Here is a 15,234-nt window from a genome sequence, read left to right as displayed (position 1 = left end):
GGACTTTTTACAATGATCGATTACTTAATCAACAACAATGGCGGTATTATCTTTGCAATTTTAGGTATGGCAACAGCAACGATTTTTTCAGGGATCGGATCATCCAAAGGGGTGGGGATGACTGGGGAGGCCGCAGCGGCTTTGACCACCAGCCAACCAGAAAAGTTTGGACAAGCGTTGATTCTTCAGCTGCTGCCAGGTACTCAGGGATTATATGGTTTCGTTATTGCGTTCTTAATCTTTACGAATATGTCATCAGGGGATCTAACAATGGTTCAAGGATTAGGTTACTTGGGTGCTTCATTACCGATCGCTTTCACTGGACTATTTTCTGGGATTGCCCAAGGGAAGGTAGCCGCAGCAGGGATTCAAATTCTTGCGAAAAAACCAGAGCATTCGACAAAGGGGATCATTTTTGCAGCAATGGTAGAAACATATGCAATCTTAGGATTCGTAATTTCATTCCTTTTAGTCGGCCAAGTGTAAGGAGCCGTTGAGTATGGAGGCAATTGAAAAGATTATTTTGCAGCTGAAGGAACAGGCTGAAGAAGAGCGACTTTCCTATGAAAAAGCTGAAAAAGAACGGATCGAGTCTGATTATCAAGCGAGCTTGATTGAAATCGAGGCCGAACATAAGCAAAGACTAGAAAAAAGCATTCATCTACTCGAAAAGAATTACAAACAAATGCAGAATAGGCAGCAAGTGGAAACAAAACAGCAGATTCTTAACCAGAAACAGTTGTTTTTGGAGCTCCTATTTGAAGATGCTGTCACAGCCATGGAGAATTGGACGACTGAAGAGCATCGTGACTTTGCTAAAAAGGCGTTGCAAGGACTTCGCGATTTGAATGGCGAGCTGGTGTTTATTTGCGGCAGTAAGACGAAAGCTGTTTTTACTTCCGAATGGGTCGCTGAACAAAACAAACAGCTTGATTATCGATTGTTGTTCAGCGAAGAAACCATAGAGAATCAGGCAGGCTTTCTGCTAAATGATAACGGTGTTCAATATAACTTTTTGTATCAAACCCTCGTGCAAGATATCCAATCTGATCTTGGCTACGAGTTGGCACAGGAATTTTTCGCATAGGAGGATTTATAATGAAACAATATAGTTATCATGAATTAAATCCGCTGATTCGGCTAAAAGAGCTTGAATTGATTCCAGCCGAAATGATGGAGCGACTTGTTCAAGCCAAGGATGTTCAAGAAGTTGGCGAATTGTTGAAAACAACTATTTATGCAGAACATGTCAACGAGGATTTTGAAGATACATTTGAAGAATCGTTATCAGAGGAACAAGCTAAGCTCATTAAGGAATTGGTGGAGATCGCTCCAGATCCTAGGATCGTCTGGGTTTATACCATGCGCTTTACTTACCATAACCTGAAGGCCGTGACGAAAGCTGAATTGTTGCATCAGGATTTTGATGATTTATTTATATTTGATGGGTTTTACACGCTTGATCAAATTAAAAGTGCAGTCAAAACTGGAGTTGCCAGCGGGCTGCCTGCAGAGGTTATGAATAGTATCCAAGAAGTGAAAGAACATTTCGAAGAGTCGAATAATTTGCAAGGGGTCGATATTATTTTTGACCGTGTGTACTTGCGTTGTATGCGCAGTTTAGGAGAAACCTTGGATTCTCCTGAATTGTTGCAGGAGATCATCAGCTTTATCGATTTTTCGAATATCGTTATGCTGGGCCGGGGCATTCGTCAAAAGCGCAGCAAAAACTTTATATCTACGGTACTATCTAGCCAAGGGAGTATCCCCAAGGAAGAGCTGTTGGCAGTTGTCGATGAATCCTTCCACCGATTTACGGAGTTTCTATTGACGACGGATTATGCCGAGGTCGTTCAGCCCTTGATTAAGGATGGCGAAATCGATTTGACGCAATTGGAACGAATCCGTGACAATTATGCAACTGATCATTTTGCACGAGCGCAAGTCCAGGCTTTTGGTCCGCTTCCACTTTTAGCTTTATTAAATGCAAAGGAAGTAGAAATCAAAAATCTGCGTTTGATCATCGTAGGAAAAAAAGTTGGATTAACTGAAGAGCAATTAAGAGAAAGGATGCGTGACAGCTATGGCACTTAAAATTGGTGCAGTCGGAGATAAGGATTCTGTCTTTCCTTTCAAATTATTTGATTTTGATGTTCGAGTAGCAAAAAAAGCAACCGAGATTCGTCGAATTATCGACGAGATGGCTCGCAGTGAGTATGGTGTCATTTATGTGACTGAACAATGCGCCGAGCTAGTTCCCGATACAATCAAGCGCTATGAAGAAAATTTAATTCCAGCGATCGTTTTGATTCCCAGTCACAAAGGCTCTTTAGGGATCGGAAAACGAATGATTCAAGATCAGGTCGAGCGAGCAGTCGGACAGAATATTTTATAAAGGAGCAATCAACTTGCAAGATGGAAGAATAATCAAAGTTTCCGGACCTTTAGTAATGGCTGAAAATATGTCAGAAGCAGCGATTCAAGATATTTGTTATGTTGGAGAGCTGGGGGTCATCGGTGAAATTATCGAAATGCGCGGCGATGTTGCTTCTATTCAGGTCTATGAAGAAACCGCAGGAATCGGACCTGGAGAACCAGTTAAAACAACTGGTGAAGCATTGTCAGTAGAATTAGGTCCAGGGATCGTTTCTCAAATGTTTGATGGGATCCAACGTCCTTTGGACACATTCAGAGATGCAACAAGCAGCAACTTTTTGGCACGGGGCGTGCAATTGCCTGCCTTGGATCATGAAAAAAAATGGTGGTTTGATGCAGCTGTTGAAGTTGGTGCGGAAGTATCCAGTGGAGATATTATGGGTACTGTTCAAGAAACCAAGCTAATCAATCATAAAATTATGGTGCCAAATGGTGTCAGTGGTAAAGTGAAAAAGATTGCTTCTGGAGAGTTTACCATCGACGAGATAGTCTATGTTTTAGAAACTGCAGACGGTGAAAAAGAATTTACCATGCTGCAAAAATGGCCCGTTCGTCGTGGACGTCCAGTAAAGGAAAAGCTAAATCCCGAAGCTCCTATGATCACAGGGCAACGTGTGATCGATACGTTCTTTCCTGTAGTCAAAGGTGGAGCGGCAGCTGTTCCGGGGCCGTTTGGAGCCGGTAAAACAGTGGTGCAGCATCAGATCGCTAAATGGGCCGACGTAGATTTGGTTGTTTATGTGGGGTGTGGCGAACGTGGAAATGAAATGACTGACGTGTTGAATGAATTTCCAGAATTGATCGACCCTACAACTGGGGAGTCATTGATGGAGCGGACGATACTAATTGCCAATACTTCCAATATGCCGGTGGCGGCTCGGGAAGCTTCAATCTACACTGGGATCACGATCGCCGAGTATTTCCGCGACATGGGGTACAACATTGCGATCATGGCTGATTCTACTTCTCGTTGGGCAGAGGCCTTGCGTGAAATGAGCGGCCGACTTGAGGAAATGCCTGGTGATGAAGGCTATCCTGCTTATTTGGGAAGCCGTTTGGCCGAGTACTACGAACGAGCTGGTCGGGTTATCGCTTTAGGATCGGAAAATCGTGAAGGCTCGATCACTGCAATCAGTGCGGTGTCCCCTTCAGGCGGGGATACTTCGGAACCAGTTACTCAAAATACCATGCGCGTGGTAAAAGTGTATTGGGGACTAAGCGCTACATTGGCACAGCAACGTCACTTCCCTTCAATCGATTGGTTGGCAAGTTACTCACTGTATTCTTCTGAAGTTGGGAAATTTTTAGACAATGCCATGCAGATCGACTGGTCCGCATTAGTGAGTGAAGGCATGCGTATCTTACAGGATGAATCGCAATTAAGTGAGATCGTTCGCTTAGTCGGTATTGATTCGTTGTCGGAAAAGGACCGTTTGACTTTGGAAGTAGCCAAGCAAATTCGCGAGGACTATTTACAGCAAAATGCGTTTGATGATGTAGATACCTTCACTTCAAGAGAAAAGCAGCAAAAAATGTTAAGTAATATTTTGACCTTTAATAAAGAGGGCCAGCGAGCGTTAGAGCTAGGCGCCTATCTAAAAGAAATCATTGATGGTACAGTGACGCTCCGGGATCGGATCGCTCGAAGCAAATATGTCTCAGAAGACGAGTTGGAAAAACTTGATCAAATCAATCAAGACATCAGCACGGAGATTCAAGCAATAATTGCTGAAGGAGGAATGACCAATGATTAAGGAGTATCGTACGATCAGTGAAGTGGTCGGTCCTTTGATGGCGGTTGATAAAGTCCAAGGAATCAAATATGAAGAACTTTTGGAAGTTCGAATGAGCAATGGAGAGATCCGTCGTGGACAGGTGCTGGAAGTAAATGAGGACAAAGCATTGGTACAGATTTTTGAAGGGACCAGTGGAATCAATCTTCGGGATTCGACCGCACGATTTTTAGGACATCCGTTAGAATTAGGCGTGTCTGAGGATATGATCGGGCGTGTATTTGATGGCTTGGGCCGACCTAAAGACAACGGCCCTGAAATTTTAGCTGAGAAAAAAGTCGATATCAACGGAGAAGTGATCAATCCTGTTTCCCGCGATTATCCAGATGAGTTTATTCAGACAGGTATTTCAGCTATTGATCATTTGAATACCTTGGTTCGTGGCCAGAAATTACCTGTGTTCTCTGGTTCAGGCTTACCTCATAAAGAGTTGGCAGCTCAAATTGCCAGACAAGCCAATGTATTAAATTCAGAAGACGATTTTGCGGTGGTCTTTGCCGGAATCGGAATTACCTTTGAAGAGGCTGAATTCTTTATGGAAGATTTTCGTCAGACTGGAGCGATTGATCGTTCTGTTGTCTTCATGAATTTAGCGAATGACCCAGCGATTGAACGGATCGCAACGCCTCGTATGGCACTGACGGCTGCCGAATACTTGGCTTATGAAAAAGGAATGCACGTGTTGGTCATCATGACCGATATGACGAACTATTGTGAAGCATTGCGAGAAATTTCAGCAGCGCGTCGCGAAGTTCCGGGGCGACGCGGTTATCCGGGGTATCTGTATACCAACTTGGCGACATTGTATGAGCGTGCTGGACGAATTCGCGGATTGAAAGGTTCCGTTACGCAGATTCCGATTCTTTCAATGCCGGAAGATGACAAAACTCATCCAATTCCTGACTTGACTGGCTATATCACGGAAGGTCAAATCATTTTGTCGCGTGAACTGGACAAACGCGGTATTCAACCACCGATCGATGTATTGCCGTCGCTTTCACGGTTGAAGGACAAAGGTACCGGGGAAGGAAAAACTAGAAAAGACCACGCACCTACCATGAACCAGCTATTCTCTGCTTATGCACAAGGAAAACAGGCGAAGGAATTAGCAGTCGTTTTGGGAGACTCTGCATTGTCTGATACGGATAAAATCTACGCGAAGTTTGCGGATCGATTCGAAGCAGAATACGTCAATCAGGGATTCTACACGAACCGCTCCGTTTTCGAAACACTGGATTTAGGTTGGGAATTGCTGGCTATGCTGCCGCGGACCGAATTAAAACGAATCAAGGATGATATGTTGGATGAATATTTAACCAAAGGAGTTTAATCGATGGTCAAATTAAATGTCAATCCAACACGGATGGAATTAAATCGTCTAAAAAAGCAGTTGACTACTGCCACAAGAGGGCATAAGCTATTAAAAGACAAACAAGACGAATTGATGCGTCGATTCATCTTGTTGGTAAAAAAGAACAATGAGCTTCGAGCTGTGGTGGAAAAAGAGCTGCAGTCAGCCATGGGAGATTTCGTAATGGCGGATGCCATGCTCAATACTAAGTTTATTGATGAGCTGTTGGCTGTGCCCAAAGAGAAAGTCACGTTGGATGTGATCGAAAAGGACATCATGAGTGTGAAAGTACCAGTCATGAATTTTCAACATGAATCCAATCTGGCGGATGATCCATTGGAATACGGATTCCTAAATTCGAATGAAGAACTTGATCAGTCGATCGATCGTTTCACGAAGATCCTTCCTAAATTATTGGAACTGACTGAGATCGAAAAAACTTGTCAATTAATGGCGAAAGAGATCGAAAAAACCCGTCGTAGAGTGAATGCGTTGGAATACATGACGATTCCTCAGCTGGAAGAGACGATTTATTACATCAAGATGAAGTTGGAAGAAAATGAACGGGCGGAAGTTACCCGGTTGATCAAAATAAAAAATATGGGCGCCACTTCCTAGTGGTGCTCTTTTTCCTTAGGTAGAGACGATGAAAAATAACCAGCACATTGAACTTTTAAAATTGAATCCGTTACAGACGATCGCTTTTGGATTCATGGCGATCATCCTTCTAGGGGGGCTGCTGCTCAGTTTGCCAGTCAGCAGTCGTTCAGGCGAAGCCACATCCTTTATCGATGCGGTATTTACAGCAACATCAGCAACCTGTGTGACCGGATTGACAACCCTAACAACGAGTGAACATTGGAGTGGATTCGGCCAGCTGATCATTATGATATTGATCGAAGTTGGCGGGTTAGGATTTATGGTGATGCCCATTCTATTTTTTACTGTTTTTCGGAAAAAGGTAGGATTGCGAACACGTATTTTACTTCAGGAAGCCTTAAATATGGAAGCCATGTCCGGTGTAATGAAGCTGATGCTGCATATTCTGCGCTTAGCCGCGTTTATTCAGGTGGCAGGCGCTGGATTGCTGGCGATTGATTTTGTACCAGCGTACGGTCTAAAAAGGGGTCTCTGGTATGCAGTGTTTCATTCGGTCTCGGCTTTTTGCAATGCCGGTTTTGATTTGTTTGGAGACAGCCTAGTTGGATTTCAATCGAATCCTTATGTATTGCTGGTCATCTCCGGATTGATCATCGCTGGCGGCGTCGGCTTTTTCGTTTGGTATGATTTGATTGAGTTTCCTAAACGCAAGCAGTTGACGCTGCATAGCAAGATCGCTTTGAGCATGACGGTGTTTTTGCTGGTTGGCGGGACATTGTTTTTCTATTTTTCAGAACACAATGCAAGTGAGCTAGTTGCTAACAGCACGCCATTTGAACGCTTTGCCAATACGATCTTTATGGCGGTGACACCTAGAACCGCCGGCTATTTTTCCATAAACTATTTGCATATGAGTCAGGCCGGGATCTTTATGACGATCATCCTAATGTTTATTGGGGGCACCTCTGGTTCTACGGCTGGTGGACTTAAAACAACTACATTGGCTGTTTTAGTCATTCAGACTGTTTCAATGCTGAAAGGACGCGAACGTGCTGAAATCTCTGGGCGCACGATACGACCGGCAATTGTGTTTAAGGCGTTGACCTTATTCTTCATCACCTTGTCATTGTGTATCACTGCGATTATTATTCTTTCCATGACGGAGGTGATTCCGGAAACCTCTGGAATCGAATTTATCGCTTTTGAGGTGGTCTCGGCTTTCGCTACTGTAGGCTTGACCATGGGACTTACACCAGAGTTGACACTCTTTGGCAAAGTCATCATCATTTTGCTGATGTATGTTGGCCGTGTTGGGATATTGACAGTCGGCTTCTCTTTGACGATGCGTGGTGCAAAGGCAAAAGAAAGAGGGCAGTACAAGTATCCGGAAGAAAGTATTTATATTGGATAAAAAAGAAGGACAGGATTCTCAAAAATGGAATCCTGTCCTTTTTTAGGCACGAATCACTTCAATTTTATATCCATCTGGGTCCATAATGAAGTAGTAAGAAGGTTCTGTCCCTGGAAGACCCTTCATGTCAGTAACAGAAAATCCAGCTTCTTTTTGCTGTTGGTGAAGTCCACGAATATCTTCTGTACTGATCGCAATATGTCCATAGCCGTTTCCTAAATCGTAAGCTGCATGGTCGTAATTGTAAGTCAGCTCCAATTCATAATCATCACCTGGTAAGGTTAAATAAACGAGCGTAAATTTTGCCTCTGGAAAATCACGGCGGCGACTTTCCTCAAAGCCAAAAGCTTTACGGTAAAACTCCAATGAATCATCCAGATTTTTTACGCGTACACACGTATGTGCCATTTTCATAAAATCACCCTTTCAACAATAGTCTAAGTTCATCTTACCATAGATTTCAGAAGAGATTCGCATTTTGCTTACTCGGTTGTTTATGAGAAAAAATTAATGTAAACTAAGAGGCATAAGAAGAGATGAAGGAGTTGCGAAATGATCCCGACGTTTGGAGAGAAGGAAGCAGAGAAAAACTACCAGGCTCGCTATGCAGCTTATGCAGTACTGGCTAATGAGAAAAAAGAGATCGTCTTAGTTCAAGCCCCGAACGGCGCCTTCTTTTTACCTGGTGGAGAGATTGAAGGAGCAGAGACAAAAGAAGAAGCGATCGACCGAGAAATGCTGGAGGAGCTTGGCTATGAGGTACGCCTGTCGACTTATTTAGGGCAAGCAGATGAATACTTTTATTCTCGTCATCGAGATACTTATTTTTATAATCCTGGATACTTCTTTATCGCCAAGGAATGGAAGCAAGTGAGTGCCCCTCTAGAAGAGAACAGTCGCAGTACATGGGTGACGCCTGAAAAAGGGATTGAATTATTGAAAAGAGGCAGCCACAAGTGGGCTGTAAAAAAATGGTTAATTAATCACTAATAGAGCATCAAATGACATTCGTTCATTTGATGCTTTTTATCTTTTAAGAGAAAATTGACGACTAAAGTCCAAAAAATTATAATAAGTGAAAAAAAACGTCATTTTAGAAAAAACGAGAATGTTTAGGATTTTCGAAAAATTTTAATCAAATAATAATTTTTCAAATATAAGAGGAAACGCAGGAATATGTTGAATATTTTGATAGGCTCATTTATTCTTGATTTGGGAGGTGGAGAAAATGGACATCCATCATTTGTTAGACAAATCGACAGCACTCCAAGTGAGTATGGTTGAATATCTTTATCATGAAGGTGGTCGTGCTTCAATAAATGAATTGATGGCGGTTTTTCAGCTTTCTTTGCCAACGATTCAGGAGTTGGTCGAGACGTTTCAGCTTTCTTATGAAGACAAAAATGAGTTGATTTGCATCGTGCAAAATGAATCGACCGTAGTGCTGGAAACAATGCAATACTTCGATTCAAAAAGATTATTGCGAGAACAAGTTCGAAAGTCACTTGCATATCGACTTTTATTGGAGCATTTAGAGGATTCCGATAGAGATATCTATCATTTTACATTTAAATTCCAGATAAGCGAAGAACAGTACGTAGAAGAGGTTAGCAGGTTAAATCGGTTGCTGACTGAATTTGAACTGTCGCTTGAGAATGGCCAAATCGTTGGAGATGAGCTTCAGATCAGATACTTTTTTTTCCAATTATTATGGGTCACACAATCCTATGAGAATTCAGTGACTGAATTAACCACTGAACAGATGGTGATTCGTCAGTTAGAAAAAACGTTTCAACGAAGTTTTTCAACTGAAGTTCACCAAAAAATCGCTTTATATTTGGAGATTTTCAGCAAACGTCGTAAGAAAAGAGGCATTTTCTATGCTGAGATCACTCCAGAAGAAGAGGCGACTATTTCACCTGAAGTTTTAAAGCTGATCAAAGAAGCCTTGGCAATTTATTCTGAGCGTTACGCTTTGACGATCGAGACGTTTGAGTTAAAGAGCTTTTATTTTTTTCTCTGCACCATTAACATTTTTTCCTCTAGAGATGATATCAGTTATTTGATTTATGAACAAAATTACGAAGAGGCTACGCTGATCGACCAAATGAATGATTTGGTGTTTACTTATCTTCGTAAGCATGGCTTTTTTGATCAAGAAAGCAACCGTGCTTTGTGGATGGAAGTAACAAGTCTGATGTTCAGTCTGCATTTCAATGTGTTGAAATATTCTGGCTGGATCGAGGGGTATGATGCCGAGAATCATCAAATCACGACGGAGTTCGATGCCCATGCTCGTGCAATTGCGAAAGAGGTTCGCTTGTTTGCTGCGATCTTCAGAAAGAACGTCTTGCCTGAGCAGGTTTTTATCGACGGGTATAAGAATGTGCTGCTTTTGATCCAAAAGCGAAAGAATAAAAAAATCAAGATCGGTATCTCGTTTACCCGTGAAAGTGAATCCAACCAAACCTTCGAAGGGATCGTAAGCTCCTTTTTCCAGGAAAATGAGGCGGTTGAAATCGGAGCATACCTTGCGGATCACTCGTATGATTTAGTTATCAATGATCATGTAATGCCTAAGGATCCGATCGTGGACAGGTACATCACGGTTCCAGAGATTCCTACGGAGTTCAGTATAAATGAGTTGACAAAGCTGCTGCAAGAATTGGCCGATCAGACAGGAGTAAGCAGATTATGATTGTAATTATTGGAGGTTCCTTTGCAGGCGTACAGGCTGCTTTGGAAATTCGCAAACGAAAACCATATAAGGATATTGTGATTTATGAAAAAAAGGATCATCTGGGGTATGTGCCTAATGGGATCAACGTATTTTTAAAAAGACAGATCGATCGGCTGGAGGATGCCATTCGGTTTAACGAAAAGGACTTAAAAGACAATTATATTGATGTTCACTTGAATACGGAGTGTACAGCTATCAACTCATGGGATAAAACGGTAATGATCAAAGAGGATGGCCAAGAGAAAATTGTTTCTTACGATAAACTGATCATTGCAATCGGTTCTACTCAGCCACAATATTTAATTGAAAAAGAAAAAAAGTTTGTGTATCAGACGAAGGAATTGAATGATGCCAGAAGAACGGTCGAAAAACTCCAGGATGCTGAATCTGTAGCAATTTTAGGCGGAGGCATTATCGGAATCGAATTAGCGGCTTCCTTGCACGTGTACAATCCCAAATTGAAGATTATCGTATTGGAAAAATTCGACAATCTTTTGGAAATGGCTGTTGATAACGAAATCACAGAGCGGATTATTGAAAAGCTGAACCAGAAGGAAATCAAATTTTTAACAGCGATCGATTTTGAAAGAGTCGAGGAAACAGAAGAAAAAATCAAGATCGTTACGAACCAAGGTGAGTTTGAAACAGATATGCTGATCAAAGCACCTAACCTTGAACCAAACCATCAATTTTTGGCCCAATCGATCGATTTAGACATCGATGGGACTGGGATTGTTTCTCCGCAGTTTCAAGCGTCTGAGGACATTTATGTACTGGGAGATATGCTGCGCCTGGAGTTATTGCCGATCGAAGAGAGATTGTATATGTCTCTAGTCAACAATGCGGTACGCAGCGCCATCGTGGCAGCAAATCATATCGCTGCAAAAAAGGAACTGGTTTTTCAAAGCACGAAGACCAATGTTTTTACTATCTGTGAGTTGACGGTGGCACGAAGCGGTGCGCAACAGCGAGACGAACGCTTTAGCAGGTACCCTATCGACAAATTTTCTGGTGTCTACCATGTTTATCTAGAAGACAACCGGCGAGTCCCTGTCTATTTGATTATGTTTGTTTATCCTCATTCAAAAGAAGTGATTGGTCTGCAGGCTATTGCTGAGGCCAACATCAGTCATTTGGCGAACCTTTTTTCTTTAGTTGTAAGAGGCAAGTTGAGAGCAGAAGAGTTGGCTGTTCATGATTTTTTCTTTCATGCAGACTATCCTTCAGATGTGATGCATTGTTTAAACAATATAGCAGCCGATTACTTATCTAAATAGTTAAACGAGCCAGCAGGATATGCTAGCTCGTTTTTTCAATTAGTCGTCCGTTACGAATGTGCTGTGCGAACAACTGATAATCCTCCTCAAACAATGAGGCATTTGCTGGGTGCGGCTGGATCATTTCTTTAGGAAAATAGAAACGAATATCTCCTTGGCCTTGACCTGCCAAAGCGGCCACCAGACGACTAGCCTGAGAAAGCTCGATCATCGTGCCATCAGATTGCATAATTTCGATTTGCATCCGGTGACGGCCAGACTCTGGACGATAAAAGTCATACGGCAGATCGTAACTAGAATTGATTGCTGTATAGTAACGAGAATTAAACCCAACCTTTTCGACCAACTCTCGCAGTTGGTCCAATAAAGGATTCTCTGCCGAATCGACAGCAATCGATTTTAATGGTTTGCGATCTAAAAAACGTTGCGCCAGATCACTCAAAATCACGTCTTTTTCATCGCGCCATTGAATGAAATAAGTATTCAACACACCATCATCCAAACGTAAATATTCTTCCAAAGTAAAGGATTGCTTCAAAAAGGGGATCAATAGTTGAGAATGGTAAGCAAAAAGATCAGGGTCCTCTTCAAACAATTCACTTGCTCGATCCAGCAAATGCTCCAGGATCACTTCCATTCCACGAGATACATTATGAAAATAGACCTGCATATACATTTGATAGCGGCTAACGATATAATCTTCAACAGCATGCATTCCGTTCATGGAAAAGGCGATCCCGTCTTTGTAAGGCCGAATCACACGCAGGATCCGCGTCAAGTCAAATGTGCCATATTCTGTGCCTGTATAATAGGCGTCGCGCAACAAATAATCCATGCGATCAGCATCGATCTGACTAGAAATCATTTGGATGACTTGAGGATTGCTGTAGGTCTTCGTGATCACACTGGCCACTTGTTCGGGAAAGCCTTCAGCGACACTATTTAGAATTTGAAACACCTCTGTTTCTGGAGAGGTGATGATCGCTACGGTCAACTGCTCGTGATCGGTTTTAAAAATGTGTTCAAATGTATGCGAATAAGGTCCATGACCTACATCGTGCAGCAAAGCAGCACAAAGAGCTACTAAGCGGTGACTGTCATCCCAACCATCTTTTCCAACCTTTTCAACAGAGTAGTTGCGTTGAAAAATGTCACAGATTCGTCGAGTGATCTCATAAACGCCGAGAGAATGCGAAAATCGGCTATGTTCAGCCCCGTGAAAGGTATATGAGGAGGTCCCTAGTTGTTTGATTCTTCGCAACCGTTGCACTTCCCTTGAATTTATCAGATCAAGAATCACGCGGTGCTGTACGTGGATATAGTTGTGGACAGGATCGCGAAATACTTTCTCCATTGGTAGTAATTGATTTTTATAACTGCTCATCTAATTCCTCCTGAATAATCATATTTCGTTGGGTCATTTTTTTTAAGCGATCGGTGAAATCGGTCGTTTGGAAAAAATCAGATAGCTTTTCTGTTTGATCCGAATGGGGCATTGCCTCTAATAATTGTTCCTTGACCTGTCGGATAGACATTTCCTTTCCATTCACTGCAGACAGAGTCGTCATGCTTTCAGGACGAACGGGAGGGTATCCCAAGTCTCCAAAGGAATCCTTAAGACCTGCTTGATAAAAGTCTTTGACAAGTTGTCCGCGGAAGTCTTGGTCGCCATTGACGCTGAGGTACATCATGACCGCAATCCCATTCTTCACTCGCCGCTGAGCGAGCCCTGCAATTTTTTTTCCTTGGATGGACAAATCAAATTTTCCTGGACAGTAAGAGTCAGCGATCTCACCAGCCGTGATGGTCCATTCGTTAAAAGATGTTTGTTTCAACCAGTGAAACATCCGCAGGTATCCTTCATCGATAGATAAGTCATGAACGCTTTTTTTGGGCAAGATCAACGAGACATTCAGCGTTCCTAAATCACTGATCACTCCTAATCCTCCAGCATTTCTCAAAATCGGTTGGTACTGATACTTCAGAACTGTCGAAAGAGCCTCTTCTAAATGAGGAACTCGGCTGTCCTTCATTCCTAGAATCAATACCTGATCCATTTGCCAAAAGTGGATGATCGGTATATCGTTCTCGCCTGAAAAGCTGGTCAGGACATCTGTCAATGCAAATGGACTGAACAGCTCCTTTTTCGGGACTAGTCCTTGATCAAAGAATAAAGCTTTTTTCATAAAATCTCCCTCCACACGATTCTATTATAAACAAAAAAATGATCTCGCGCGGCTTTCAGCACTTAAAAAAAGGAAGTAGTTGACAAAAAAATCAAAACCGTGAAAAATAGATTTGAAAGGGGCGGAAACTCAGTGAATATCAATGAAGGAATCCCAGCAAAAATCAATCTGCAAACAAGAGTGACCCAACACAATGAAACCGAGGACTTTGTGTTTGATGTGTATGGTCAAATCGTCAAGATCAATGGCACGATCTATATTCGTTATAAAGAAGTCCAGCCAGATGGACAGGAAGTTCCTGTGACCATGAAAATTACTCCTGATTCACAGATCCAGCTGATTCGCTCAGGTGAAATGCGCATGCGAATGAAATTTGCGTATTTAAAAAAAATTGAAACAAGTTATAAGACACCTTATGGAATGTTTATGATCACCACCAATACCACCAATCTGCATGTCAGCTTGAGGGATCGGCCGTTTTCTGGAGTTGTTACGCTGGATTATGAGCTATACATGGGACAGGAGAAAGTCGGAGATTATCATCTTGAGTTGAAATTTACGACGTAACCAAAAGAAAGGTTTGCTTTTTATTGCGGGTTTTTGTATGATAAGGAGTAGACTGTGAAAGGACGTGTCATACTTGGAACTTAGTGTTTTTGCTGACTTGAACAAAGAAGAATTATCAATGATCGAAGTGGCACACGCAATTCTGGAGGACCATGGCGAGGTCATGGACTTTTCTGATTTGGTCAATCAAATTCAAAATTACCTTGGCAAATCGGACAGCGAGATTCGTGATGCATTAGCACAATTTTATACGGACTTGAATATTGACGGCAGCTTTATTTCTTTGGGAGACAATCGTTGGGGATTGCGTTCATGGTATGCGATCGATTCAATCGATGAAGAGGTCAACCATGGGTTAGAAGACGAGGACGAAGATACCCCTCGACGTAAAAAACGTAAAAAAGTCAATGCCTTTATCAATGGAGATGAAGATGCGATCGATTATAACGATGACGATCCTGAAGATACGGATCTAGTCGATGAAGATGACGAAGATCTCGATCTTGAAGATGACGACGATGATGACGATGAAATCGCAGCATACAACTCAGATCTTCAAGAAATCGGTGCAGATGATGATACAGGTGACGACGAAGAGGTCGTGCCAGGAGGTATCGAGGATGATCTTAGTGTGATTGATGACGACGATGACGATGAATTTGAAGAAGACGACGAAGAAGAGTAGGCTTGTGAAGCCTGCTTTTTTTTGAAAAAGCAGAATGAACAAAAAGAAGCACTTTCCAACTGTTGGAAAGTGCTTCAATGATTGATATAATTAGAAACGCGCCCTGAGGGAATCGAACCCCCGTCTCAAGAACCGGAATCTTACGTGATATCCACTACACTAAGGGCGCAGCAACGATTATTAGTTTA

At 42.3% G+C, this 15,234-nt stretch carries 16 protein-coding genes and 1 tRNA gene; 13 read left to right on the top strand and 4 right to left on the bottom strand.

Going from position 1 to position 15,234, the window contains the following annotated elements:
- Window positions 1-12: 12 nt before the first annotated feature.
- Genes NRIC_RS00570 through NRIC_RS00535 form a run of 8 tightly spaced genes read left to right on the top strand, consistent with a single transcriptional unit; the run spans window position 13 to window position 7,591 of the window.
- Window positions 13-486: a V-type ATP synthase subunit K gene (locus NRIC_RS00570; RefSeq protein WP_146620745.1), complete on the top strand. Its 474-nt coding sequence runs from the start codon at window positions 13-15 to the stop codon at window positions 484-486.
- A 13-nt stretch (window positions 487-499) separates the two neighbouring features.
- Window positions 500-1,087: a hypothetical protein gene (locus NRIC_RS00565; protein WP_146620744.1), complete on the top strand. Its 588-nt coding sequence runs from the start codon at window positions 500-502 to the stop codon at window positions 1,085-1,087.
- Between the two features lie 11 nt (window positions 1,088-1,098).
- Window positions 1,099-2,094: a V-type ATPase subunit gene (locus tag NRIC_RS00560; RefSeq protein ID WP_146620743.1), complete on the top strand. Its 996-nt coding sequence runs from the start codon at window positions 1,099-1,101 to the stop codon at window positions 2,092-2,094.
- On the top strand, window positions 2,084-2,395 hold the full coding sequence (locus NRIC_RS00555) for a V-type ATP synthase subunit F (RefSeq protein ID WP_146620742.1): 312 nt from the start codon (window positions 2,084-2,086) through the stop codon (window positions 2,393-2,395). The genes NRIC_RS00560 and NRIC_RS00555 overlap by 11 nt, the downstream gene beginning before the upstream one ends.
- A 13-nt stretch (window positions 2,396-2,408) precedes the next feature.
- Window positions 2,409-4,190 (top strand): V-type ATP synthase subunit A, encoded by a 1,782-nt coding sequence (locus NRIC_RS00550; protein WP_146620741.1) that lies wholly within the window; start codon window positions 2,409-2,411, stop codon window positions 4,188-4,190.
- Window positions 4,183-5,559, top strand: a complete 1,377-nt coding sequence (locus tag NRIC_RS00545) for a V-type ATP synthase subunit B (protein ID WP_146620740.1) — start codon at window positions 4,183-4,185, stop codon at window positions 5,557-5,559. The genes NRIC_RS00550 and NRIC_RS00545 overlap by 8 nt, the downstream gene beginning before the upstream one ends.
- A 3-nt stretch (window positions 5,560-5,562) precedes the next feature.
- Window positions 5,563-6,198, top strand: a complete 636-nt coding sequence (locus tag NRIC_RS00540; protein WP_146620739.1) for a V-type ATP synthase subunit D — start codon at window positions 5,563-5,565, stop codon at window positions 6,196-6,198.
- A gap of 28 nt (window positions 6,199-6,226) precedes the next feature.
- Window positions 6,227-7,591, top strand: coding sequence for a TrkH family potassium uptake protein (locus NRIC_RS00535; RefSeq protein ID WP_146620738.1), 1,365 nt, complete (start codon window positions 6,227-6,229; stop codon window positions 7,589-7,591).
- Window positions 7,592-7,633: 42 nt separating this feature from the next.
- Here the strand turns inward: NRIC_RS00535 and gloA are convergent, their stop codons facing one another.
- Window positions 7,634-8,005 carry a lactoylglutathione lyase gene (gene gloA / locus NRIC_RS00530; RefSeq protein WP_146620737.1) on the bottom strand — a complete coding sequence of 124 codons (372 nt, stop codon included), beginning with the start codon at window positions 8,003-8,005 and terminating at the stop codon, window positions 7,634-7,636.
- A gap of 138 nt (window positions 8,006-8,143) precedes the next feature.
- Here gloA and NRIC_RS00525 point away from each other — a divergent pair, with 138 nt between their 5' ends.
- From NRIC_RS00525 to NRIC_RS00515, 3 genes are all read left to right on the top strand, one after another.
- Complete coding sequence (locus tag NRIC_RS00525) at window positions 8,144-8,581, top strand: NUDIX hydrolase (protein WP_146620736.1); 438 nt, start codon at window positions 8,144-8,146, stop codon at window positions 8,579-8,581.
- A gap of 238 nt (window positions 8,582-8,819) precedes the next feature.
- Window positions 8,820-10,289: an AcpB/EbpR/MafR family transcriptional regulator gene (locus NRIC_RS00520; protein WP_146620735.1), complete on the top strand. Its 1,470-nt coding sequence runs from the start codon at window positions 8,820-8,822 to the stop codon at window positions 10,287-10,289.
- Window positions 10,286-11,608: an NAD(P)/FAD-dependent oxidoreductase gene (locus tag NRIC_RS00515; protein WP_146620734.1), complete on the top strand. Its 1,323-nt coding sequence runs from the start codon at window positions 10,286-10,288 to the stop codon at window positions 11,606-11,608. Before NRIC_RS00520 ends, NRIC_RS00515 begins: the two co-directional genes overlap by 4 nt.
- 22 nt (window positions 11,609-11,630) lie before the next feature.
- Here the strand turns inward: NRIC_RS00515 and NRIC_RS00510 are convergent, their stop codons facing one another.
- The gene (locus tag NRIC_RS00510; protein WP_146620733.1) at window positions 11,631-12,992 is read right to left on the bottom strand and encodes an HD domain-containing protein; all 1,362 of its coding nucleotides are present in this window, start codon (window positions 12,990-12,992) and stop codon (window positions 11,631-11,633) included.
- On the bottom strand, window positions 12,979-13,794 hold the full coding sequence (locus tag NRIC_RS00505) for a lipoate--protein ligase family protein (RefSeq protein ID WP_146620732.1): 816 nt from the start codon (window positions 13,792-13,794) through the stop codon (window positions 12,979-12,981). Before NRIC_RS00505 ends, NRIC_RS00510 begins: the two co-directional genes overlap by 14 nt.
- A 132-nt stretch (window positions 13,795-13,926) precedes the next feature.
- Between NRIC_RS00505 and NRIC_RS00500 the strand changes: the two genes are divergently transcribed.
- Complete coding sequence (locus tag NRIC_RS00500) at window positions 13,927-14,361, top strand: YwiB family protein (protein ID WP_146620731.1); 435 nt, start codon at window positions 13,927-13,929, stop codon at window positions 14,359-14,361.
- 73 nt (window positions 14,362-14,434) lie between these two features.
- Window positions 14,435-15,046 carry a DNA-directed RNA polymerase subunit delta gene (rpoE, locus tag NRIC_RS00495; RefSeq protein ID WP_146620730.1) on the top strand — a complete coding sequence of 204 codons (612 nt, stop codon included), beginning with the start codon at window positions 14,435-14,437 and terminating at the stop codon, window positions 15,044-15,046.
- A 97-nt stretch (window positions 15,047-15,143) separates the two neighbouring features.
- Here rpoE and NRIC_RS00490 read toward each other — a convergent pair.
- Window positions 15,144-15,215, bottom strand: a tRNA-Arg gene (locus tag NRIC_RS00490).
- Window positions 15,216-15,234 lie beyond the last annotated feature (19 nt).

Origin of the sequence: Enterococcus florum, from assembly GCF_004309355.1 — a bacterium.
Lineage (GTDB): Bacteria > Bacillota > Bacilli > Lactobacillales > Enterococcaceae > Enterococcus_A > Enterococcus_A florum.
This window is presented reverse-complemented; position numbering and strand designations above follow the sequence as displayed.